This is a genomic window from Soonwooa sp. (genome assembly GCF_030151385.1).
Taxonomy (GTDB): domain Bacteria; phylum Bacteroidota; class Bacteroidia; order Flavobacteriales; family Weeksellaceae; genus Soonwooa.
This window is the reverse complement of the sequence record NZ_JASLDS010000073.1, coordinates 140,433-163,103: the sequence shown is the minus strand read 5'-3', so window position 1 is coordinate 163,103 and position 22,671 is coordinate 140,433. Positions and strand designations below refer to the sequence as shown.

The 22,671-nt window shown below is 33.0% G+C and carries 20 protein-coding genes; 9 read left to right on the top strand and 11 right to left on the bottom strand.

What is annotated here, in order from left to right; translation table 11 throughout:
• Window positions 1–114: 114 nt before the first annotated feature.
• The gene (locus tag Q1V95_RS15440; protein ID WP_300675610.1) at window positions 115–414 is read left to right on the top strand and encodes a hypothetical protein; all 300 of its coding nucleotides are present in this window, start codon (window positions 115–117) and stop codon (window positions 412–414) included.
• Here the strand turns inward: Q1V95_RS15440 and Q1V95_RS15435 are convergent.
• Complete coding sequence (locus Q1V95_RS15435) at window positions 392–2,428, bottom strand: recombinase (protein ID WP_300675609.1); 2,037 nt, start codon at window positions 2,426–2,428, stop codon at window positions 392–394. The genes Q1V95_RS15440 and Q1V95_RS15435 overlap by 23 nt on opposite strands.
• Before the next feature lie 17 nt (window positions 2,429–2,445).
• Window positions 2,446–3,093, bottom strand: a complete 648-nt coding sequence (gene mtgA, locus Q1V95_RS15430) for a monofunctional biosynthetic peptidoglycan transglycosylase (protein WP_300675608.1) — start codon at window positions 3,091–3,093, stop codon at window positions 2,446–2,448.
• Between the two features lie 228 nt (window positions 3,094–3,321).
• Here mtgA and Q1V95_RS15425 point away from each other — a divergent pair, with 228 nt between their 5' ends.
• Both Q1V95_RS15425 and Q1V95_RS15420 read left to right on the top strand, forming a co-directional pair.
• Window positions 3,322–3,867, top strand: coding sequence for a hypothetical protein (locus Q1V95_RS15425; RefSeq protein ID WP_300675607.1), 546 nt, complete (start codon window positions 3,322–3,324; stop codon window positions 3,865–3,867).
• 160 nt (window positions 3,868–4,027) lie between these two features.
• A complete protein-coding gene (locus Q1V95_RS15420; protein WP_300675606.1) occupies window positions 4,028–5,623 on the top strand; it encodes a peptide chain release factor 3 in 1,596 nt (531 codons plus the stop codon).
• A 213-nt stretch (window positions 5,624–5,836) separates the two neighbouring features.
• Here the strand turns inward: Q1V95_RS15420 and Q1V95_RS15415 are convergent, their stop codons facing one another.
• On the bottom strand, window positions 5,837–6,481 hold the full coding sequence (locus tag Q1V95_RS15415) for a hypothetical protein (RefSeq protein WP_300675605.1): 645 nt from the start codon (window positions 6,479–6,481) through the stop codon (window positions 5,837–5,839).
• Window positions 6,482–6,662: 181 nt separating this feature from the next.
• A complete protein-coding gene (locus Q1V95_RS15410; protein ID WP_300675604.1) occupies window positions 6,663–7,151 on the bottom strand; it encodes a hypothetical protein in 489 nt (162 codons plus the stop codon).
• A 444-nt stretch (window positions 7,152–7,595) separates the two neighbouring features.
• Here Q1V95_RS15410 and Q1V95_RS15405 point away from each other — a divergent pair, with 444 nt between their 5' ends.
• Entirely contained in the window at window positions 7,596–8,294 is a 699-nt protein-coding gene (locus Q1V95_RS15405; RefSeq protein WP_300675603.1) for a hypothetical protein, read from the top strand.
• Between the two features lie 83 nt (window positions 8,295–8,377).
• Here Q1V95_RS15405 and Q1V95_RS15400 read toward each other — a convergent pair whose 3' ends face one another.
• The 4 genes from Q1V95_RS15400 to Q1V95_RS15385 form a co-directional block, all read right to left on the bottom strand.
• Complete coding sequence (locus Q1V95_RS15400; protein WP_300675602.1) at window positions 8,378–8,938, bottom strand: hypothetical protein; 561 nt, start codon at window positions 8,936–8,938, stop codon at window positions 8,378–8,380.
• Between the two features lie 123 nt (window positions 8,939–9,061).
• Complete coding sequence (locus Q1V95_RS15395; protein WP_300675601.1) at window positions 9,062–10,549, bottom strand: hypothetical protein; 1,488 nt, start codon at window positions 10,547–10,549, stop codon at window positions 9,062–9,064.
• Window positions 10,550–11,106: 557 nt separating this feature from the next.
• Window positions 11,107–12,732 carry an L-glutamate gamma-semialdehyde dehydrogenase gene (gene pruA, locus Q1V95_RS15390; RefSeq protein WP_300675600.1) on the bottom strand — a complete coding sequence of 542 codons (1,626 nt, stop codon included), beginning with the start codon at window positions 12,730–12,732 and terminating at the stop codon, window positions 11,107–11,109.
• 111 nt (window positions 12,733–12,843) lie between these two features.
• Window positions 12,844–13,479 (bottom strand): hemolysin III family protein, encoded by a 636-nt coding sequence (locus tag Q1V95_RS15385; RefSeq protein WP_300675599.1) that lies wholly within the window; start codon window positions 13,477–13,479, stop codon window positions 12,844–12,846.
• A gap of 126 nt (window positions 13,480–13,605) precedes the next feature.
• Between Q1V95_RS15385 and dacB the strand changes: the two genes are divergently transcribed.
• Together dacB and Q1V95_RS15375 are read left to right on the top strand one after the other, a co-directional pair.
• Window positions 13,606–14,979, top strand: a complete 1,374-nt coding sequence (gene dacB, locus Q1V95_RS15380) for a D-alanyl-D-alanine carboxypeptidase/D-alanyl-D-alanine-endopeptidase (RefSeq protein WP_300675598.1) — start codon at window positions 13,606–13,608, stop codon at window positions 14,977–14,979.
• Window positions 14,980–15,492: a DNA-deoxyinosine glycosylase gene (locus tag Q1V95_RS15375; RefSeq protein WP_300675597.1), complete on the top strand. Its 513-nt coding sequence runs from the start codon at window positions 14,980–14,982 to the stop codon at window positions 15,490–15,492.
• Here Q1V95_RS15375 and Q1V95_RS15370 read toward each other — a convergent pair.
• The 3 genes from Q1V95_RS15370 to Q1V95_RS15360 are packed head-to-tail and all read right to left on the bottom strand — an operon-like array spanning window position 15,452 to window position 18,763.
• Complete coding sequence (locus tag Q1V95_RS15370) at window positions 15,452–16,477, bottom strand: aminoglycoside phosphotransferase family protein (protein ID WP_300675596.1); 1,026 nt, start codon at window positions 16,475–16,477, stop codon at window positions 15,452–15,454. The two genes, Q1V95_RS15375 and Q1V95_RS15370, sit on opposite strands and share 41 nt — an antisense overlap.
• Complete coding sequence (locus Q1V95_RS15365) at window positions 16,468–17,376, bottom strand: sugar phosphate nucleotidyltransferase (RefSeq protein ID WP_300675595.1); 909 nt, start codon at window positions 17,374–17,376, stop codon at window positions 16,468–16,470. The genes Q1V95_RS15370 and Q1V95_RS15365 overlap by 10 nt, the downstream gene beginning before the upstream one ends.
• Complete coding sequence (locus tag Q1V95_RS15360) at window positions 17,366–18,763, bottom strand: Gfo/Idh/MocA family oxidoreductase (RefSeq protein WP_300675594.1); 1,398 nt, start codon at window positions 18,761–18,763, stop codon at window positions 17,366–17,368. Before Q1V95_RS15360 ends, Q1V95_RS15365 begins: the two co-directional genes overlap by 11 nt.
• Before the next feature lie 357 nt (window positions 18,764–19,120).
• On the opposite strand from Q1V95_RS15360, the gene queA reads away from it, so the two are divergent.
• The 3 genes from queA to cls all read left to right on the top strand — a co-directional run bounded on the left by queA (window position 19,121) and on the right by cls (window position 22,670).
• A complete protein-coding gene (gene queA / locus Q1V95_RS15355; RefSeq protein ID WP_300675593.1) occupies window positions 19,121–20,170 on the top strand; it encodes a tRNA preQ1(34) S-adenosylmethionine ribosyltransferase-isomerase QueA in 1,050 nt (349 codons plus the stop codon).
• Between the two features lie 78 nt (window positions 20,171–20,248).
• Complete coding sequence (locus tag Q1V95_RS15350; protein ID WP_300675592.1) at window positions 20,249–21,106, top strand: hypothetical protein; 858 nt, start codon at window positions 20,249–20,251, stop codon at window positions 21,104–21,106.
• A 100-nt stretch (window positions 21,107–21,206) separates the two neighbouring features.
• On the top strand, window positions 21,207–22,670 hold the full coding sequence (gene cls / locus Q1V95_RS15345) for a cardiolipin synthase (RefSeq protein ID WP_300675591.1): 1,464 nt from the start codon (window positions 21,207–21,209) through the stop codon (window positions 22,668–22,670).
• Window position 22,671 lies beyond the last annotated feature (1 nt).

The window sequence follows — 22,671 nt, the reverse complement described above, 5'->3', positions numbered from 1 at the left end:
CGACTATCGAATTTTGCTTCAAATAATCGCGTGCAAAGATAGTGATTTTGTTTTTTAAATTTTAATTTTACCTCGTCGTAGAAAAACGATTAATATTGTTGTAAAGCTTTAATAATGGGAAAGAAAAAGAAAAGAGAATTTTTGTCGTCAGAGTTGGTGAAAAGTTTTGCAAGAATTCACGGTTTCGAAACCAAACTTCGCGCCTTCGAAGTAAAAGACTATTTGGAAGATTATCTTTCTACAGATTTGTTTAGTGAGATAGAGTCCGTTAATATCGATGACAATTATCTTTTAATAAAGATAAAATCGCCACTTCTCAAAAATGATTTTAGACTTCGTAAAAGCTTTTATTTAAATAAAATTAAAAGCCACCTTGGTGACGAATTCGATTTTAAAGATCTTTTGGTTTTGTAGAAGTTTTAGATTTTTCCATTAACTCTTGAGCTTTGCCATCTAATCTCGAACGGATCGGAACAAAGAATCGCAAAGGATTTTTTATAAAATAACTGAAAATCTCCTTAAAGATTGCACCAACTTCAGCAGTATTCATCTTTCTAGAACGGAATGCCAAAATCATTGACAAGCCAAAACTTACAATAAAGTTGAAGAATCCAATTAAAAATACGGTGAAGAAACTTACCCAAAAAGTATACGAATCTACCGAAAAATCTTTACCATAAAGACCTAATGCAAAGTTACCTGCAGCAAAGGTAATGTGTCGAATGTCCAAATCTAATCCAAAGAACAAACCAATTGGAGCGGTTGCGCCTAAGAAAACCCCGAACCAAAAGTTGGATACGATGCCTGCCCAGTTTTTAGAATAATATTTTGAAAGACTTTCTGCAAACCTTTTTCCAAAGAAATAATTGATGAAAGGGTTTTTCGCGATTCTTTCTGGGATTTTATAAAACACTGAGTTGTTGCCAATATTTCCCGAAATAATCCCTGAAATAAATAAAAAGAATCCCGCAATACAAGCATGGAAAATAGCTTTCGAATCAAATGGGTTGAGGTCGGTTAACAACTTTGTGGATTTATCGATTGCAAAATTCTGTTTAAACAAAATTTCGAGTCCGTAGATAATTGCCAAAGCGACAGGAAATGCCATCAAAACGTTTCCTACAAAAGCAATAAACTGTGTTCTAAATAATTTTGAAACCAAATGTGCGAAATCGACATAATTTGATTTCGTGCTTTCGCCGTCTGCAAGTACTTTTGCCATTGTTGCGGCAGTCATTGCAGGCTGTTTGGTTGCCAGCGTAAAGTGCATCAAATAGATCATCACAAATCCCATCGCATAATTAAGTGAATACAGAAATGCGTGGCTAAAGTCGCTGCCTTCTAGGCTTCCGTACAGCATTTTCAGAACACAAAGTGCGCCTACGACAACGCCACCACCACAAGCTTTCCAAAACATTTTCATGTAGTCCTTGACGTTGGATGTGATGTAATGTGTACCAGTTTCTGCGGTGTGATTCGTAATCAAATGCGACATTAATCGCGTGGAATCCGAAACAAGATCTTGGATATTATTTTTGTGCGATTTGTAACGAAGCACATTCAAAAATAATTGTTTGGAGCGGACTACATAATCCTCTTCTGAGTCGATAACAAAGAGTTGCAGAATCTCCGACATCCTTGTCAACTGCTGGCGAATTTTTAATAAGTAAAGATTAATCTTACTCGAGATTCCGTATTTTCCACTATTCTTAAAAGCAATATTGACAAACTCTTGACATTGTTGAAGATAGACTCTTAACTGTTTGTAGACTTCATCTTTTGAGTTCAATTGGAAATCTGGATTCTCGCGAAAACGTTGGATAAGAATATCCAACTCGTTTTGCAAAGCCAAAAATGGATTGTCGAGATTTCGGTATTGTGGTACCATCTTCATCACTTCGACATCCATCGCATTTCCGATGACACGCCACGCAAGAACATTAAAAGCAAAAAGCATTTCTCTTTTTACATGCGTGTTCGCAATGAATTTGTCAATTTTTAAAATCTTTAAAAGTTCGCTTAATTTATCTTCGTCCGAATTTAGGAAAAAGTCCAAATCTTTCTTCGGCGTTACTGATACAACATCAACCAAATACCAGATAGTATTTTCATTTTCGATGCTTGGCAGAACTTTATTTAACAATCGTTTTTTAAGTTCTGGAAAGAAGGCATTTTCTGATAAAATATCAGCTTCAGTTAAAGATAGATTAAAAGGTTTTCCTTTGAAAACGTTATGAACATAGTAGGCAAGATTATTAGCAATCTCTTGATTGTCTTTTAGATATGCGACAAAAACCCCAAGATCCTCTTTCTTGACAGCACTCATTAATTCTGCCAAAGGATCTAGAGAAAAGGTTTCATTCTGAGCACTAAAATATTTTTTTAGAACTGTACTGAAGTTGTCTTTGTTTTTTAATCTAAAAGCCATAAGTCCTGCAAAGATAGTTATTTCAGAACAATGTTATTCATTTGACGCATAACCCAATTATGCTTTTTATTAAGGTAAGGTGTTGGGTTTTTAGGGTCGTATTTCTTTGGATTTGGTAGTACAACAGCAATCCAAGCTGCTTCACTTTTTGTTAAATCCTTGGCACTTTTACCAAAATAATATTTGGACGCCGCCTCGACACCAAAAACGCCTTGTCCCATTTCTATTGAGTTAAGATAACGTTCCAAAATGACATCTTTGCCCCAAACTTTCTCAATGATAAAGGTATATATTACTTCCAATCCTTTTCGGAACCAGCTTCTTCCTTGCCACAGAAAAACATTTTTCGCCGTTTGTTGAGAAATGGTACTTCCACCGCGGCTGATTTCGCCTTTCTTTTCGTTATGCTTCAAGGCTTTTTCTATGGCCTTTGTATCGAATCCGTTGTGTACAAAAAATAATTGATCTTCGGATGCAATAACCGCTTTTTTGACATTGTTGCCCATTTCGTCAGAAGATATATAATCGCGATCCAGCTTACCGTACGTCATAATGCCGCCTAGTTGCGTCCAAGTTATTGGTGGATTAAAGAAAATCCCAAATGCAATAAAGAGGATATTGGCAATAATAATAACAAGAATAATTCGCTTAAGATATTTAAACATTTGATACTGTTTTCCAAGCACAAAAGTACTCACAATTTCAATATTTACAAATGTTAAAATTTAATTAATTCTAAGTTAGAAGTTTGAGATTATAGATTGGGTTTTAAAAATGAGTCGTTATTTTTTGTTAGTTTTACATAAAATAATCTCTTATTTTTTTAATTAACAGACCACACGAAAGGATTCGTGTGGAAGCGATGCTATAAACTTTCTTATTTTAAAATATTAATGAAAAAACTTGCAATATTTATAATTAGCCTTTTTATAATTAGTTGTTCTACGCAAATAAAGCTAAATAAAGGTACCGATGTAGATTTTATTGAAATGCAACCTGCCCTTCCAGACGGTAAATTTCTGATAAAAAATAATACTAGTAACACATATATAATTGATCCTAGAGGTTTTTGGGGAACTTTAACCTATTTTGAAAATGACAAATTAGCCCCCTTGATACCATTTCCTGAAGGCACTTTTTATAGGTATTCAAAAGAACAATGTGAAGAGGGATATATTATTTTGAAGCCCCACGAAAAAATTGAAGCAAATTTTTTATTGAGTAGGGATTTTTCTGGGACAGATTTAGATCCGAGTAAAGTTACTATTAAGAACAAATATTACTATGTAATAAAATCAAAACATGATAAATTTACCATCTTAGGTTCTGCTTGTGATGATTATCTATTAAAATTAGAACAACAAGGCTATAGAATTTTAGAAGATAGTATTAGTGCAAGAATAGCCTTTGTTCCTAGAAGCCTTTTAAGAAAGAAATAATATTTGTAATAATAACCCGATAGCGCGGATTTGGAATCTCCGTACTTTTTTATATCTTAGTATTCTCAAATTAGCTTTCTTAAACTTGTCAAAAATTCTTCTCGAATCTAATTTTAGTTTTCAAATAAAATTCACGATTTTTGCAATCTGAAATTTTATTATGTCTTTAGAAAAAGAAATTAGCAAAAGAAAAACATTTGGTATTATCGCGCACCCCGATGCTGGTAAAACAACTTTGACGGAGAAGTTACTTCTTTTCGGAGGTGCCATCCAAGAAGCTGGTGCGGTTAAATCCAACAAGATAAAAAAAGGAGCAACTTCCGACTTTATGGAAATCGAACGTCAAAGAGGGATTTCTGTAGCAACGTCGGTGTTGGCTTTCGAATATAAAGATCACAAAATTAACATTCTCGATACGCCTGGTCACAAAGACTTTGCGGAAGATACTTATCGTACTTTAACAGCCGTTGACTCGGTTATCGTCGTTGTTGACGTTGCAAAAGGTGTTGAGGAACAAACCGAAAAATTGGTTCAGGTTTGTCAAATGAGAAATATTCCGATGTTGGTTTTCATCAACAAATTGGATAGAGAGGGTAAAGACGCCTTCGATCTTTTGGATGAAGTTGAACAAAAATTAGGTCTTAGCGTTGTACCGCTTTCTTTGCCAATCGGTATGGGAAGTGACTTCCAAGGGATTTATAATATTTGGGAGAAGAATATCCAATTATTCTTGGAAGAGAAAAAACAGAAAGTCGGCGATTCAATAAAATTTGATGATATCAATGATCCAAAAATCGACGAAATGATTGGTGAAAAAGCCGCTGCTCAACTTCGTGAAGAATTGGAGTTGATCGAATCCGTATATCCAGAATTTGATAGAGAAGCTTACGTTAAAGGAAATCAACAACCTGTTTTCTTTGGTTCGGCTTTAAATAATTTTGGGGTTCGTGAGCTTTTGGATGCTTTTATTGAAATCGCGCCGATGCCACAACCAAAAGAATCTGATACAAGAATTGTAAAACCTGAGGAAAATAATTTCACTGGTTTCGTGTTCAAAATCCACGCAAATATGGATCCCAAACACCGTGACCGTTTGGCTTTCGTAAAGATTGTATCAGGAACTTTCAAAAGAAATGAAAACTATCTTTTGGTAAGAGATGGCAAAAAAATGAAGTTCTCTTCACCCAATGCTTTTTTCGCAGATAAAAAAGAAATTGTTGACGAGAGTTTCCCTGGCGATATTGTTGGTCTTCACGATACTGGAAACTTTAGAATTGGTGATACTTTGACGGCTGGTGAAAAACTAAACTTCCGAGGAATCCCAAGCTTCTCGCCTGAGCATTTCCGTTTCATTAATAATGACGATCCTTTGAAGGCAAAACAATTGTCAAAAGGTGTCGATCAGTTGATGGATGAAGGTGTGGCGCAGTTATTCGTGATGGAAATGAATGGTCGTAAGATTATTGGTACGGTTGGTGCGCTTCAGTTTGAGGTAATCCAATATCGTCTGGAGCACGAATATGGCGCAAAATGTTCTTATGAGCCAATTAACATTCACAAAGCTTGTTGGATTGAAGCCGATGAAAAGTCAGAGGAATTCAAAGAATTTGCACGTCTTAAACAACGTTTCTTGGCAAGGGATAAATATGATCAATTGGTTTTCTTGGCAGATTCATCATTTACAATCCACATGACACAAGAAAAATTCCCGAATGTGAAATTGCACTTCATCAGTGAATTCAGAAATCAAAGCTAAAATCTTAACTTAGATAAAATATGAACCGCCTTTATTGAAGGCGGTTTTTTTAGTACCCATATTTGCTAACATAAGGCTCGAAAGTTTCCAAATTAGGCAAGGGTTTGATTTTAATGATTTTGTCGGAAAAAGCAGAGGCTGATTAAATATTATAAAACTTTCGATTATAAAAAAAAACGGCATTTTGCAAATGCAATGTTAGCGGAAGTTGTTTTAATCACTTTTAATAATTTTGGGTAATAATTTTAAAATTTTTTCCTTTCTTGTTTCGGACATATTTATTTTTGACCACATAATAATCATTCCATCAAAACCACCATTTTCATTTTTTTCTGTATTACTAAATTGATAGCAATATGTTCCGTTAATTTCGCCATTTTTTGAAATTGATTTGTTTGCTTCTTGAAAAAAATCGTCTTTTGTAATAATGTTTGTGCCATTTCCACGAATAAAGATAAATTTTTTATTCTTAAAATTATCAAAAGGGGTTTTGTTTAACAAATATTGATCTAAAATTGCTACTTCGGTTTCATTCAGAGCTTCGTCATAATTATTGTTCAGTTTAATATTTGAAACTTCACTTTTATAGTAAGTTAAATTATTATTTTCTCTGATTTTGTTCCGAAAATAATTGGTGGGCTTTATTTCGTATAATTTTTTAACTTCAATAATAACATTTTTGCTTTTATACTTTTTAAAGTTAAACGACTCAGAGTTAAATATGTATCTTTTAAACTGATTTTCAATAAAAAAACTATTATTATTTGATTTTAAAACACCTGTTATTTTTTCTTCACTTTGTGAAAATACAGATGCTGGAATAAGTAGTAAAATAATTATGGATAGTGCGTTCTTCATACAATTTCTGCTAACTATTTAATAAATACAATCGAAAATACCATAAAATAAATTCTTCATTACTTGTTGTTTTAAGAATCAATTTACATTTTTTTACATTGTTTTTCTAAAATAAATGTTGCACAACTTTAGATTACAATAAATCCTAGCATTTTGGCAATATAATGTTGTCCGACTTTTTTTAAGGATAAAATACTTGAAAAATTTGTCTACGAGTTAATTGTGCATCATAAACAGCCTTTAACAATTCGAAATATTCTCCAATTATTAAATATGACCTCTCTGTAATTCTTTCCATATGATAGCCGTCTATGTTCTTAATCTCATTTATATATAGACTATTTTGAATTGCTATTTCAATGTCATTAATTGAAATTTTTTTGAGATTTTCATACATTTGATCAACTTCGTCATGGCTAAAGATATTTACTGTGAACTCATATTCACCATCCATAAAATAAAGCCTTTTAAAAATAGGATCTTTGGTCATTAAGAACAATAGATAATAAAGCGGATTCCAACTTTTTAACCAACAATTATACTCTGTATATTGAAAGTTATTTTCGTCAAGATAATCTGCTAAATAAAAAAAATCTTTTCGTTTCTTTTCTTCAATTGCATTAGAAGAAATTTCATCTGATAAAAGATAATAAGATATTGTTATTCCCACGATTTTGCGTTATGAATGTTATAATATCGCCTAACTATTTAATAAATACAATCGAAGATACTATAAAATAGATTCTTCATTACTTGTTGTTTTGAGATTCAATTTACAACTTTTTTACAAAGTTTTCTAAAATAACTATTGTGAGAATTTTATGTATATCAATTGGTTTTTCTTTGCAGATTCGTCATTTACAATCCGCATGATACAAGAGAAATTCGCGAATGTGAAATTGCACTTCATCAGTGAATTCAGAAATGAAAGTTAAAATTTTTATTTCGATAAATCATTAAAAAAAAGCCGATTTAGAAACAAGTTGGCTTGTTTGTTTAAATTTAAAAAGCTTAAGAAAAATATAAATGTTGCTAATTTGTTTTAAAAAATAGCTTTTCGAATACTATTTTTTCGTATATTCTAGTTATAATTAACAGCTAAAAACATGAAGTGATGAAAAAAAGAAATCCATTAATTTATTTACTATTGCTAGTCTTAGGCTTCAGTATTTTGTCTTGTCGTAGCGATGATGATAATAAATTGAATCCTTACGATCCAAATGATGCAAGTGTACCCAAAATTAGTTTTGTGACTGACCATCCAATTGACACCTTTATTGATTTTTACATCGTATCTAAAGATGATTTCGAGGTAGATTTTGGAGATGGAAATAAAATAAAGCAAACAAAAAGCCCAACCGATAATAAGGTCATAATTGTCTCCAAGCTAAAAGGTAAAGAGGTTAAAATATATGCACCAAAGGCTAGTAGCATTACCAAATTTAGTATTTTGGGTGTAAAATTAAAAAATATAGATGTTAGAAATGCCTCTGAGTTAGAAGAATTTGAAGTTATTCAAAATGAACTATCAAGTCTCGATATCTCCAAAAATACGAAGTTGAGTTTTCTTGACTTTAGCGAAAACAGATTTAAACAAAGTACTTCTAATGCAATTCTTAACGCATTACCTAAGAGAACCAATGATAAAAAAGGTCAAGTATGGATATATTACAGTTCAAAGTATGAACAAAATGAAATGGCAAGCCAACAAGCTATTGATGTAGCTACTGCTAAGTTGTGGCAAGTAAGTTATTATAGTGGAAAAGCTGGAGATGTATCAAATGAATCAAAAAAATCTCTAAACCAACAATAGAAAATTTGCATCTTTAAAAAAAATTGAAAGCTAAAATTTTAATTTAGATAAAATCTAAACCGCCTTCAATGAAGGCGGTTTTTTTAGTACCCATATTTGCTAACATAAGGCTCGAAAGTTGCCAAATTAGGCAAAGGTTTGATTTTAATGATTTTGTCTGTTTTGGACAAAACTTTATCGGTTTCGTAATTGCTTGATTTATAGATGTAGTGCCCTGTCGAAAGATTAAAATCAATATTTGTCATGTGTCCATTTCCATCCGAGTTTCCGTATTTAAAACCAATGAGTTCGAAAGCTCCATTTTGGTATCTAAAAATATGCGTTGAACCGCCACGAATAAAACTATAATTAAGTTGTAGCGCACCATTCTTGATTACCGCATTATCAAAAGATTCTCCATCACCATTAGTATGTTCTTCAATCGCTTTGTCAGTAGAAATAATCAGTTTTTTATTCTTTTTCGCGTCTAAGAAATAGATTTTCAGATTATAGCTGATGGCGTTATCTCCATTATCAATCGATTTTACCTCGACAAGATCATCAATTCCATCTTTGTTAAGATCCCCAAAAACGCGTTGTGTATCTTGTGCATAAGCATTTATAGAAAATAATGCAATCGAAATTGCCATAAATAGATTCTTCATTACTTGTTATTTTGAGAATCAATTTACAATTTTTTTAAACAGTTTTTCCTAAAATAAATGTTTCACAGCTTTCGATGATAGGAAATCCTCGCATTTTTCCAATACAATGTTAGCGGGATTTTTTTAGTTTATAAATATTTTCATTTCAAGAAAGTATTTTCCTTGATTTAGTTCGATTGTTTTTTGTTCAACTTTCCATTTATTTTTTTTATTTTCTTCCATCTCTGAGCTGTATTCAAGTTGTCCAAATTTGCTAATTAAGTATTTTTTTATATTATCATACCTTTCATTTTCGCCTTTTTTTCTTGAATTATCATCCTGGAATTTAACTTGATTTTCATAATCAATATTTCTATTCCACTTAAATGTAATCGCTTCTACAATGTTTTCCTTATTGTAATTATATAAAGTATGCAATTCAGAATAATTATCTTCAGTCGTTTTGTAAATTTTAGGACCTAGAAAATCCTGATTTATCTTACCATTATATAATAATCTCATATTATGATTTATTGGAATTGTATTTTTTTCCATATTTTCAATATCTGTCAAATTTATTTTTCCAATATTGGCAATCAAGAAATCAAGTTTTTTTTCAAATTCAATTTTAGCTTTTGAATAGCCTAAATTTTCTGCCTTAAAATTATTTTTAAAATAATATAAATGAATACTATTTCCCTCTATTTCCATAATTCCAGAAAAGTTAGTATCATTAGTGTTGAATTGAACAATCTGCTTATTGTCTATAATTCTATTTCTATAATTAAAATATTTCGTGAAAGGAATGATATCAGATGATAATTTTTGAATTACTTCCATTTTATTACCTACTATTTTACCAATGTAAGTCGAGTTTGGTTCCCTACAAATGTGGTATAAATTATTATTAACTACAAATGAAGTAACAATATAAAAGCCTTTTTTATCTATAGAAAAAATAGGTTTTGGGGTATATGTATCAGGATAACTATTTGAATTTTTATTTGTGTTCTTGTAATTTTCATAACGTTCAGTTGACTCAACTATTTTTAATTTTTTAGGATTATCAATTACATAGATGTTTTTGGAAGTCGTTAGAAAATATTGTGAATTTATTTTATTGATTATTGCCGTAAATATGTTTAATTGATATTCTTTTTTTTTTTTATCTTTAAACCAAGTTTTTGCACCAAATTCTCCAAAATCTAATGAAGTGATGTAAAAGTTTTTATCTTGATAAATTAAATCATCAGTAGACTTTATCCTGTTCCATTCAAAATTATCGTTTAAAAAATAGGTTTTATGATCTAAATATTTTTTATAAAGAATGCTATCGTTTTTTACAAAAAAATCAATGTAACCAGTGTTCAAAGAATCTGGAATTTGCTTTTCATATTTTAGTTTATCCAATTCGAAAACTTTTAAAAATTTCCCTTCTAGTGATGAATAAGGATATTTATTTTGACTGCAAATCATAAAGAATCTCTTTCTATCTTTTAAAATAAAAGAAGGTTCACTAAATGAACTGAAATTTATAGTGTCAGAATTTATCTTGAAGTTTGGTTTTGTTTCATTCGTTTGAGAATAAATGAAATTCGAAATCAAAAAAATTATTGTGAATAGTGGTTTCATAAAATTACTGCTAACTATTTAATAAATACAATCGAAAATACCATAAAATAAATTCTTCATTACCTGTTGTTATAAGAATCAATTTACAATTTTTTAGAGTTTTTTCTAAAATAAATGTTGCTGGATTTTTATGCAGATCAGTTGGTTTTCTTTGCAGATTCGTCATTTAGAATCCGCATGATACAAGAGAAATTCCCGAATGTGAAATTACACTTCATCAGTGAATTCTGAAATGAAAGTCAAAATCTTAATTTAGATAAATCCCTAAAAGCCAATTTAGAAACAAGTTGGCTTTTTTGTTTAAATTTAAAAAGGTTAAGAAAAATATAAATGTTGCTAATTTGTTTTAAAAATTAAACTCAAAGATAATATTTAGAGAAAAATGTTGTTATTTTTGTACTCGAATAATGGTGATATGTGTGTGAATGGAGTACAATGTGTAAAATTTTCTTTTTTAACGAAAAGAAATAACAATAGGTAAAGTTTGTGTTTTTTTATAAAGAAGAAAGCCAGTCTAATTGCAGACTGGCTTTCTTTGATTTTATCTTAAAATAGGATTATCCTAAGTACGGATATTTGTAATCTTTTGGCGAAACAAAAGTTTCTTTGATAGAACGTACAGACACCCAACGAAGAAGATTCATTTTAGAACCTGCTTTGTCGTTAGTTCCAGATGCTCTACTACCACCGAAAGGTTGTTGACCAACAACAGCGCCAGTTGGCTTATCGTTGATGTAGAAGTTACCAGATGCATTTTCTAAAGCTTTGTAAGCTTCGTCAATTGCGTAACGGCATTGTGAGAATACTGATCCTGTCAAAGAATATGGTGACGAAGAATCTACCAACTTAAGAGTTTCTGCCCAATCTGCATCTTGGTAAACATAAACAGATAAGATAGGGCCAAAGATTTCTTCGATCATACTTTCGTATTGAGGATTTGTAGTTTCGATTACTGTTGGATGTACAAACCAACCTGTAGCATCATCGTATTTTCCACCAATTGCAACAGTTGCTTCCGAAGATGCATTAGCTCTGTCGATATAACCTTTACATTTTTCGAAAGAATTTTTGTCGATAACAGCATTAACAAAGTTTGAAGGATCTTCTGGAGAACCAACTTTAATTGTTGCCATTTGACTTTCCATTACTTTTTTAACATCATTCCAAAGTGATTGAGGGATGTAAGCTCTAGACGCTGCAGAACATTTTTGACCTTGATATTCGAAAGAACCTCTTACCAAAGCCGTTGCAACAGCTTCTACATTAGCAGATGGATGTGCAATAACAAAATCTTTACCACCAGTTTCGCCAACGATTCTTGGATATGATCTGTAGTTGTGGATGTTGTCACCAATCATTTTCCACATACCTTGGAAAACTTTAGTAGAACCTGTGAAATGTAGACCAGCAAATTCTCTGTGAGCCATTACTTTCTCAGCAGTTTCTTTACCATCTGTGAAGATCATATTGATAACACCATCAGGAAGACCAGCTTCTTTTAGGACGTCCATAATTACTTTTGCAGAATAGATTTGTTTGTCAGAAGGTTTCCAAACAACAACATTCCCCATCATTGCCATACAAGCAGGAAGGTTACCAGAAATTGCTGTGAAGTTAAAAGGCGTCACTGCAAAACAGAATCCTTCTAGAGGTCTGTATTCAACTCTGTTCCAAATGCCGTTGTCAGAAATTGGTTGCTCAGCATACATTTCTGTCATAAACTCCGCATTGAATCTTAAGAAATCAATAAACTCACAAGCCGAATCAATCTCTGCTTGATGTACGTTTTTCGATTGACCAATCATTGTTGCAGCATTGATGATGTCTCTGTAAGGACCTGCAATAAGGTCAGCCGCTTTTAAGAAAATAGAAACACGTTGTTCCCAACCTAGAGCATTCCATTTTGCTTTTGCAGCTAGCGCCGTGTCAATCGCTTGATCAACATGCGACATATCACCTTGGTGGTAGAATCCAAAATCATGTTGGTGATCTTGTGGTGATTGCAATCTAACGTGGTTGTTAGTTTTAACATCTTTACCATTGATAACCATAGGAACTTCAATCTTTTCCGCCCACATTTTTTTGTACATGGCGATTAAGCTTTTTACTTCTTTAGATCCTGGCTCGTAAGAATTTACGGGTTCGTTAATCGCAATAGGAACTTGCGAAATTGCTTTTGACATATTTGTAGAATTTTTAATTTTTGTATTTAAGTTCTTACAAATTTACCCAATAAAAGTGGATTTAAGAAATTATTCGAGTATTGAGCTTGTTAAAATTTTTTAAATAAGGACTTAATTCAAAATGAAAAAAAATACAGCAATATAATGCATCACACTGCCTCCCAGAACGAAAACGTGCCAAATCGGATGATAGAAACGTTTGTGATCTTTTGCGTAAAAGTAAATTCCGAAAGTATAGAATAAACCACCTAACGCGATGAAGCTTAACGCGCCAGTCGATAAGTTTTCGAACATTGGTTTTATCGCAATAATGCAAAGCCAGCCCATTAAAGCATACAGTGAAAGGGATATTTTTTCGTTTTTTTGAAGAGGAGAAAATTTAAAAATAAAACCTATCAATACCAATCCCCAAATAATTCCGAAAATGCTCCAACCCCAAGCGCCTTTTAATCCTAAAAGTGCGACTGGTGTGTAAGTGCCAGCAATCAAGAGGTAAATACTAAGATGGTCAATTTTTCTCCAAAATTTTTTCCACTTAAGCGTCGACGCAGCATGATAAATGGTGGAAGCAGAATATAAGACAATTAAACTTAATCCAAAAACAAGTGAAACTGCCAACTGCATAGGATTTCCTTTTGAGACAGATGCTACAATCATGGAGACCAAAGCAATGACAGAAAGCAAAATGCCCGATCCATGTGTGATAACATTCCAAAATTCTTCCAGTTTTCGATTCTTTTTTGGCATTTTAAATTTTTATAAAATTACGATGATTTATTGAAGATATTTTTAAAATCGATATGCAAAGAATCCTTTTCAAAATTCCGAATTTATCCCGCTTTGCTTATATTTGACCATACAAAGTTTTAAAAAATGAAAAGCTTCTTCATGACGTTTGTCTTGGCTTCACAAATTATTTCCGCGCAAAATGTTGCCGATCAATTGGATAAGTCTACTCAAAAACTCCTGAATTCCACAGGTGCTTATTCGGCGAATTTATCTTTTTATGTGACGGATGATGCTGGGAATTTGGTATACGAATATCAACCAAACAAAGGTCTTTCCACAGCAAGTACACAAAAGATTTTTACGGCAGCAGCAGCTTTAGAAACTTTAGGAAAGGATTATCGATATACGACAACAGCAAGCTACTCTGGACAGATCAAGAATGGCGTTTTGGAAGGTGATCTTTGGGTGAGTTCTAACGGCGATCCAACTTTGGGAAGCTGGCGTTACGACGACTATAAGCCTGAAAAATTTAAAGAAAAACTTTATCAAGCTTTACAACAAAAAGGTATAAAATCCATTTCGGGAAATATTATTATTGATGATTCTTACTTTGATTTTCAATCTGTGCCTGGCGGTTGGCCGTGGGACGATATTGGGAATTACTACGGCGCTGGAACTTGGGGAATCAACTGGCGCGAAAACCAATTCGACCTTAACACCAATGGAACGCAATTCAAGAATTTTTCCAACGATTTGGAAAATGTTAAATGGATTAATGAGTTAAAAGCCGAAGGATCTTCTGACCAAAGTTTGATTTTTACAGCACCACATTCGGATGTTGCTTTAATTAACGGAAGTTTGCCAGCAGGGAAGACGTCGACGGTTTCTGGTTCTGTTCCCAATCCGCCTTTGCAATTAGGAGTTGAATTAAAATCTTTTTTAAATTCTAAAAACCTTAGCGTTTCAGGAAATGTTGAAACTTACTACAACAACCAATTGGCTGGAAAAAAAATGGACACTTATCCTACAAAAAATAATTTCTTCGAATATCAGTCGCCGACATTGGACAAAATGGTATTTTGGTTTTTACGAAAGAGTATCAACTTCTATGGCGAAACTTTTTTGAAAACAATGGCTAAGGAGAAAAAAGGGAATTCTTCATACAAAGTTGGCGTTCAGTTTTTGAAAGATTTTTGGAAGTCAAAAGGCATTAATGCATCGATGATTAATTTTGCTGATGGAAGTGGATTGTCGCCTCAAAATTATGTGTCAGCAAAAGCAGAGGTTCAAGCTTTGTTATATGCTCAAAAACAGCCTTGGTTTGCAGCTTATTTTGACGGATTTCCAACACAAAACGCCATGAAGATGAAAAGCGGAACCATCAGAAATACCAAATCTTTTGCAGGCTATCACACTTCGAAATCGGGCAAAAAATATGTCTATGCAATCATCCTTAATAACTACCAATCAGGTGATATTAGCCAAGCTTTGTTCAATGTTTTGGATAATTTGAAGTAAATGTCAAAGCGTATTTCCTCGTTTCCGCCAGTTGTGTATCGAGATTCTGAAATTTTGATTTTAGGATCAATTCCGGGAGTTAAGTCTTTGGAAATGCAGGAATATTACGCACATCCTCAAAACAAATTTTGGACAATTATTTTTGAATTATTTAATGAGGAATTTACCAAAGATTATCAGCAAAAACTTAAAATTTTAAACAAACATAAGATTGCGCTTTGGGATGTCATCGATTCTTGCGAACGCAAAGGAAGTCTAGATTCCGAAATAAAAAACGAAGTTGGAAATGATGTTTTAAAACTTTTAAAAGATTATCCAAACTTAAAAGTAATCTTTTGTAATGGTCAAAAATCCTACAAAAATCTAATCAAAACTTTCGGAAAAGATATTGAAATCCCAATTGTTGGTTTGCCATCAACAAGTCCCTTGCATACCATTCCTTTACACGAAAAGTTGGAAGTCTGGCAACAGATTAAGCTTCCAAATGATTTGATAGACCAATTAAAAGATTGATTTGGTTACGCGTTCTGTCCAAATTATGTTCGGGATATTGCACAGAATAATAAATATTTCCGTTTAGGAAGTCTGTCAAAAATCTAACAGCTTGGATGTATATCACAACTTTTGCAGCGTCATCCAAATTGTCTAATTCCGTTTTGGTGAGCTTATTTTCAAGATGTTTTAGGAAAGCTTTTTTAACAGCATCAAAAATTTCGGGAGAAAAATTGTTTTTTGTTTTTCCGTCGTCCTCATTGCTGAGGTTGGTATAAGAGCGTATCATATCGCCAAAATCATAAAGCAAAGTTCCATTCATCATCGTGTCGAGATCGATAATAGCTTTTACGTTTTGCTCGTTGTCAAAAAGGATGTTGCTAATTTTTGGATCGGCGTGGATGATGCGATTCGGAAGTTTATTTTCTTTCTCTAGAGCAATCCAATTGTTTGGAAGTTGAAGATGTTTTAAGATAAATTCAATTTCATTTTTAGCTTTGTCTTTTCTTTCAACTGTAGTTCTTTCCAAAGCTTTTTTAAAATCTGAAATCCTTTTTTCAAAATTAATAAAATCGGGTAGAACAGGTTTTAATTCTAAATTTTCGTTTTGATTAATTATGGAATAAAAATAACTGAAAGCCTCGACCGCTTTGTACGCCAAACTCGTATTTTCGACACTAAGATAGGTGTTGCTGTTATCTAGAAAAGTCGACATTCTCCAATAAGCTTCCTCGTTTTTGTAAAGCCAAGTTTTAGATTTTGTTTCAATTGGTTCTGCAATTTCCGCTTCGTAATGATTTTGCTTTAGAATCGAATTAATTGTCAAATGATTCTTAACAATCGCTTCCGAATTTTTGAAAATTCCAGTGTTAATACTTTGTAAAAGATATTTTCCACTCATGGTTTCAACAACAAAAGTTTTGTTGATTAAACCTTTGTCGATTGCTGTAATGGACAACACTTTTTGATGAGGTAGAAATTCTAAAACAATATTTTCTAATTCCATAAATCTTTTGGATAATCGCCAGCTTTAATTTTTTCTTCGATAAAAGCTTTTAAAAGAGCTTTGTCTTCAGGATACGTGACACCCATCCATTCTGACGGTGACTCGTATATAAGGATTTTTGCTTTATCGGCTTCAATTAAATTCTGAATAACATTTGGAATTAAATATTCTGCCTTTTCGTGTGGATTTTTATTTAAAAATTTTTCGAAATAATATTCTAAATGTTCAAAAATGCTTGAATGAAAAATTGAATAATTCATCGATACCAAAGTATCTAAGCTAACTTCTTCGATTTTGTCCTCATCTTTGAAAAAAGCTTTTCCATTTTCCTTAAATATTTGAGTGCGTTCGGTTACTTTTTCTAAATAATCCTTGTCGTTATATTCGCAAATTCCGCGCGATACAGAACCATTGTCACTCAACGTGGCATGAAGAGGATAGGCAATGATGCTAAATTGGTGGTCTTGTATTTTTTCTGAATTAATAATGTTTGCAGCTTTTTTATAAATTTCTTTACCGTAAAAATCATCCGCATTAATCACAACAAATGCGTCTTTGACCAAATCTTTAACACACAATAAAGCATGTCCTGTTCCCCAAGGTTTTTCACGGTTTCCACGATTGTAATTTTCGGGAAGATGATCATCAATATCTTGAAAAATCCATTGCAAATCAATATTTTTATCAATCGCAATCTTTTCTAAACGATCGATAAAACTAGTCGGGATTTTGCGATTCAGAATGACAACGATTTTGTTGAAACCGGCTTCCAATGCATCATACATCGAATATTCCAAAATCGGCGAATTGTTATCGGTGATGCCATCAACCTGTTTTAGACCTTTATAGCGGCTGCCAAGTCCGCCTGCCATTATGACTAGAGTTTTGTTAGAATTCATCAGTTAATCCAAATACAGGTTTTCTATTTTTCCAAGCGCCATTTGTAAAGTCAGGGATTTCCATAACTTTTCCTTGATGTTCAATTGATTTTTCACTCAACGGCGTTATCGAATACCACGTTGCTAAATCATATACATCAAGAGGGAATTCAACATTTCGTTTGATACATTCGATAAAAGTATTCATGACGAAAAAGTCCATTCCGCCGTGTCCAGCGCCCTTGGTGTCATTTTCATATTTTTTCCAAAGTGGGTGGTCGTTTTCTTTTAGCCATTTTTCAGAATTGTCCCATTTGTGGGTGTGATTCATGATTTTTTCAAAATAAATATGGCCTTGGTCAGGCTCGCCCCAACCGAAATCTTGCCAAAGTCCCTCAGTACCTTGCACACGGAATCCCAAATCGTAAGGACGTTGCAAGCTTGTATCATGTGTTAGCAAAATCGTTTCACCATTAGCACAAGCAATTTGCGTGGTAACAACATCACCCTCTTTGAATTTTACCTTTGCATTTGGATGATTGGGACCTCCTTTCGGATGCTCAACAATATATTTATGAAGACCTAAAGCTTTTGAAGAAAATGATGAAAGATGTGTTAAACGATTTCCGCGGTTAATGTCCATCATTGCAGCAATGGGACCAAGTCCATGTGTTGGATATAATTCGGCATTGCGATCAATATAATGTTGTGTACGCCATTTGGCTTCACTAAATCCTTTTGCGCCAAACTCAACACCTGAATTGTAAGGTGTAACACCATCATTAAAAAGGACGCCTCGTAAGTCATGTTGATAGCCGCCTCGACCATGCACCAATTCACCAAACATTCCTTTTCTAACCATGTTGAGAACCGCCATGATGTCACGGCGATAACATACGTTTTCCATCATAAAAACAGGAACTTTCGTGCGTTCGTAAGTTTTCACATAATCCCAACATTCGCCGAGGTTAAGTGCGCCGCAGACTTCTAAGCCTACAATTTTTTTGGATTGCATGGCTTCGATACATTGTTTGTGGTGCCATTCCCAAGGTGACGCAATAACAACAGCATCAATATTTTTTAACTGAAGAAGATTTCGGTAATCATAATCCCCATTTGAAAATTCTTGTGCAGCAGGACGATTGTGTTTTTTTAATAAGTCTTGCGCACTTTTTAGCATCAAAGCACTTGGATCAGCAAAAGCAATGATTTCTACATCATCTCTTTTTGCAAGGAGTTCGAGGTGATTTTGTCCACGCAGTCCAACGCCGATAATGCCGACACGTACTTTTTGTAAGGCGTGATTGCTTGGATATAGAACGTTTCCGAACATTGTATTGGGTAATACGAGTGCGCCAAAGCCTGCAAGACTCGCGGTTTTTATGAAATCTCTTCTGTTAGTTGCCATATTAATTTTTGTAAAAGTGATTTAGAGCCTGTTTAAAAATTTTACCGAAGCATATTTTTAAACTATTCCGATCTTCTTTGCTAAATTTTAATGCTCTTTTAAGCCAATTTTTTGCTTCTCATTTTTTGATTTAGCCCGCTAAATCTTCAAATATGAAATAGAAAATTTATCTCAAAATAGCTATGAAAATTTTATCAATAAAATTTAAACAAGCTCTTAAATTTAGAAATTATTTTCTTTGATAAGATATTATTTCGAAAAAATATTTAAGATTCGCAATAGACTTGACAAAGGCACTTTAATATTGTATCTTTGCAAATCAATATTTCACAAATTTTTAAACCGTAATTTAAAAAAATGAAAACTTCAGATTTTAATTTCGACTTGCCAGAAGAATTATTGGCAGAACACCCATCAGAACACAGAGACGAAGCAAGATTAATGGTTCTTAATCGTAAAGATAGAACGATTGAGCACAAACTTTTCAAAGATGTTATTGATTATTTTGATGAAAATGATTTGTTCATTTTTAATAACACAAAAGTTTTTCCTGCAAGATTGTATGGTAACAAAGAAAAAACTGGCGCAAAAATCGAAGTTTTCTTGTTGAGAGAATTAGATAAAGAAACCCGAGTTTGGGATGTGTTGGTTGATCCAGCTAGAAAAATAAGAATTGGTAACAAACTTTTCTTTACTGAAGATGAGTCTTTGGTTGCTGAGGTTATCGATAATACAACTTCTAGAGGTAGAACTTTGAGATTTTTATACGACGGTTCTTACGAGGAATTCCGTGCTAAGTTAAACGAACTTGGAGAAACACCACTTCCTAAATACATCAAAAGAGATGTTGAGCCAGAAGATGCTGAACGTTACCAAACGATTTATGCTAAAGTAGAAGGGGCAGTTGCAGCGCCAACAGCTGGTTTGCATTTTTCTAAACACTTGATGAAGCGTCTTGAAATCAAAGGAATTGACTTTGCAGAGATTACACTTCACGTTGGTTTGGGAACTTTTAACCCAATTGAAGTTGAAGATTTATCAAAACATAAAATGGAATCTGAGGAAGTTATTATCGACCAAAAAAATGCAGATATCATTAACAAAGCTGTGGAAGAGAAAAGAAGAATTTGTGCAGTTGGTACAACAACTATGCGTGCGTTAGAAACTTCAGTTTCTTCTAATCGTAAAATTGGACCTTTCGCTGGATGGACTAACAAATTTATCTATCCGCCTCATGATTTTGGAGTTGCTAATGCAATGATTACCAACTTCCATACGCCAAAATCGACGTTAATTATGATGATTGCAGCTTTTGCTGATAAGGATTTCATTATGGAAGCTTACGAAGAAGCGATTAAAGAAAAATATAAGTTCTATTCTTATGGTGATGCCATGTTAATCATCTAAGATTGGTAACATATTTGATACAAATGCACAGTGAGAATAGCTGTGCATTTTTGTTTTAGTTATTCTAAAAATAAAATTATGAAAGCAGTAATACTAAGTGTCGTTATGGTAGGACTTTTCTCTTGTCAGTCGAAGTCAACAAGGTTGGAAGTGGTAGCAGAATTGCCAAAAGTTATCAAAGAAGCCTCCGCCGCAGAAGTGTCGGTAGCCTCGGATTTGATTTGGACCATTGAAGATCAAAAAAATGATAATATCCTTTTTGGTTTTAACGAACAAGGCGAACTACGAAAGGAAATCCGAATTAAAAATGTTGTAAATAATGACTGGGAAGATTTGACAGCCGACGACGCTGGCAATATCTATATTGGTGATTTTGGGAACAACGACAACGAAAGACAGAATCTTGCAATCTATAAAGTGAACGCTGCCGACCTTAACAAAGATGAAGCGATGGCCTCAGAAATTGTTGAGTTCTATTATCCTGAACAAAAAGATTTTCCTCCCAAAAAGAAAGACCGCGTTTTTGACGTCGAATCTTTTTTTATTTACAACAATCAATTTTACCTTTTCACAAAAAATAGAAGTTCAAAGTTTGATGGGACAACGGTGTTATATCGTGTGGATAATAAGCCTGGACAACGTTTGCCAGCAACTAAAATTTCGAGTTTTGTGACCTGTGATCAGTACCATCATTGTGCTGTAACCAGTGCGGCGATTAGTCCTGACAAAAAGAAAGTTGCGATTTTGAGTTCGGATAAAGTTTGGATTTTTACGGGTTTCAAAGGGGATGATTTTTTCTCGGGAAAATCTCAAAAGATTGAGCTAAATCATTACACGCAAAAAGAAGGTTTGACATTTGAGAATAATAATAGTATTCTGATTACTGATGAAGCACCGAAAAAAGGTTCGTCTTTTTTATATCGATTAAAACTTTAAAATTTTTCGAATTTTAAAAATACTTAAACCGTCAATTTTGGCGGTTTTTTTATTTTTTTCTAAACTGAATTTTCATAAATTTAAACTTAAATTATTGATTATGAAAGCTTTTTTGGAACAGTATCAAATTTTGATTTATATTCTTGAAAGCCTTTATTTTATTGGTATTGTTTTGCTTTCGGTTAAGATTATTATCGATACCAAAACAACCAGCAAAACTTTAGCTTATCTGCTCTTGATTATATTTTTACCAATTGTGGGAATATTAATTTATTTCTTTTTTGGTGTTAATTATCGAAAGAATAAATTTTATCATTTTAAAATTAAACGAAATGAGAAAGTTTATAATGAAATTCAGCATTTTGTTGCTAGAGCGCATGACAAAGTTTTAGAATCACATCAAAAGGAATTACAAAAATATTTTTCGACATTTTCATTTTTGTTTCATGGGACACAATCGCCTTTAACAGAAAGCAATAAAGTTGAATTGTTGATAAATGGCGAAGAAAAATTCCCTAAAGTTTTTGAAGTTCTAAAATCTGCCAGACATCATATCCATCTTGAATATTATATTTTCGAAGATGATTATATTGGACGAGAACTAAGCAACATCTTAATTGAAAAAGCTAAAAATAATGTCGTAGTCAGAATGCTTTACGATGATCTCGGAAGTGGTAAATTGTCCAAATCGCTAAAGGAGGAATTAAAATCTGCTGGCGTTGAAATATATCCAGTTAACAAAATCACTTTTCGACTATTTGCCAATCGTGTGAATTATCGTGATCACCGAAAAATTATTATTGTCGATGGGAGAGAAGTATTTTCGGGAGGTATTAATGTTTCGCAAAAGTATGTCAATGACAAGCCCGATAAGCTATTCTGGCGTGATACGCATCTTTACATCAAAGGAAATGGAGCTTTTTACTATCAATTTTTATTTTTGAGTAATTGGATATTTTCTACGCAGAAGTTACCAAAAATTGATGCTTCGTATTTTAACTACTCAGATTTTGATGGTGAACAAATTGTACAAGTTGCGGCGAGTGGTCCAGATACCAAACCTGCGATTATGATGTCTACGGTTTCTGCGATATATTCGGCTACAAAAAGGATTTACATTACCACGCCTTATTTTATTCCAGTTGAAGCAGTTTTACAAGCGATTAAACAAATGGCGCAATCTGGTATCGATGTTAGATTGTTAGTTCCTGCAAAAGGCGATTCCAAGTTGGTAAATGCCGCAGCTTATTCTTATTATGAAGAATTGTTGGAGTCTGGTGTCAAAATTTATTTTTACGAAAAAGGATTTGTCCATGCAAAAACAATTGTGATCGATGATGATTTGTCAATTATTGGTACAGCAAATATGGACATTCGCAGTCAAGAGCTTAACTTTGAAGTTAATACAATGGTTTATGATAAGCTGATTACAGAAAAGTTAACTGCAAGTTATTATGATGATTTAACACATTCTAAAGAAATCTTTCTTAAAGACTGGAAATTGCGTCCAAAACTAAAAACTTTCTTCGAACATTTGGCGCGTTTGTTCTCACCTTTATTATGAT

What these genes read in the sequence shown, in the direction of transcription:
- Q1V95_RS15435 (WP_300675609.1), bottom strand. Translation starts at nt 2,428, where the DNA reads ATGGCTTTTAGATTAAAAAACAAAGACAACTTCAGTACAGTTCTAAAA.
- Q1V95_RS15350 (WP_300675592.1), top strand. Translation starts at nt 20,249, where the DNA reads ATGAAAGCAGTAATACTAAGTGTCGTTATGGTAGGACTTTTCTCTTGT.
- Q1V95_RS15440 (WP_300675610.1), top strand. Translation starts at nt 115, where the DNA reads ATGGGAAAGAAAAAGAAAAGAGAATTTTTGTCGTCAGAGTTGGTGAAA.
- pruA (WP_300675600.1), bottom strand. Translation starts at nt 12,732, where the DNA reads ATGTCAAAAGCAATTTCGCAAGTTCCTATTGCGATTAACGAACCCGTA.
- Q1V95_RS15375 (WP_300675597.1), top strand. Translation starts at nt 14,980, where the DNA reads ATGTCAAAGCGTATTTCCTCGTTTCCGCCAGTTGTGTATCGAGATTCT.
- Q1V95_RS15360 (WP_300675594.1), bottom strand. Translation starts at nt 18,763, where the DNA reads ATGGCAACTAACAGAAGAGATTTCATAAAAACCGCGAGTCTTGCAGGC.
- queA (WP_300675593.1), top strand. Translation starts at nt 19,121, where the DNA reads ATGAAAACTTCAGATTTTAATTTCGACTTGCCAGAAGAATTATTGGCA.
- Q1V95_RS15370 (WP_300675596.1), bottom strand. Translation starts at nt 16,477, where the DNA reads ATGGAATTAGAAAATATTGTTTTAGAATTTCTACCTCATCAAAAAGTG.
- mtgA (WP_300675608.1), bottom strand. Translation starts at nt 3,093, where the DNA reads ATGTTTAAATATCTTAAGCGAATTATTCTTGTTATTATTATTGCCAAT.
- Q1V95_RS15405 (WP_300675603.1), top strand. Translation starts at nt 7,596, where the DNA reads ATGAAAAAAAGAAATCCATTAATTTATTTACTATTGCTAGTCTTAGGC.
- cls (WP_300675591.1), top strand. Translation starts at nt 21,207, where the DNA reads ATGAAAGCTTTTTTGGAACAGTATCAAATTTTGATTTATATTCTTGAA.
- Q1V95_RS15385 (WP_300675599.1), bottom strand. Translation starts at nt 13,479, where the DNA reads ATGCCAAAAAAGAATCGAAAACTGGAAGAATTTTGGAATGTTATCACA.
- Q1V95_RS15425 (WP_300675607.1), top strand. Translation starts at nt 3,322, where the DNA reads ATGAAAAAACTTGCAATATTTATAATTAGCCTTTTTATAATTAGTTGT.
- Q1V95_RS15365 (WP_300675595.1), bottom strand. Translation starts at nt 17,376, where the DNA reads ATGAATTCTAACAAAACTCTAGTCATAATGGCAGGCGGACTTGGCAGC.
- Q1V95_RS15400 (WP_300675602.1), bottom strand. Translation starts at nt 8,938, where the DNA reads ATGAAGAATCTATTTATGGCAATTTCGATTGCATTATTTTCTATAAAT.
- dacB (WP_300675598.1), top strand. Translation starts at nt 13,606, where the DNA reads ATGAAAAGCTTCTTCATGACGTTTGTCTTGGCTTCACAAATTATTTCC.
- Q1V95_RS15395 (WP_300675601.1), bottom strand. Translation starts at nt 10,549, where the DNA reads ATGAAACCACTATTCACAATAATTTTTTTGATTTCGAATTTCATTTAT.
- Q1V95_RS15420 (WP_300675606.1), top strand. Translation starts at nt 4,028, where the DNA reads ATGTCTTTAGAAAAAGAAATTAGCAAAAGAAAAACATTTGGTATTATC.
- Q1V95_RS15415 (WP_300675605.1), bottom strand. Translation starts at nt 6,481, where the DNA reads ATGAAGAACGCACTATCCATAATTATTTTACTACTTATTCCAGCATCT.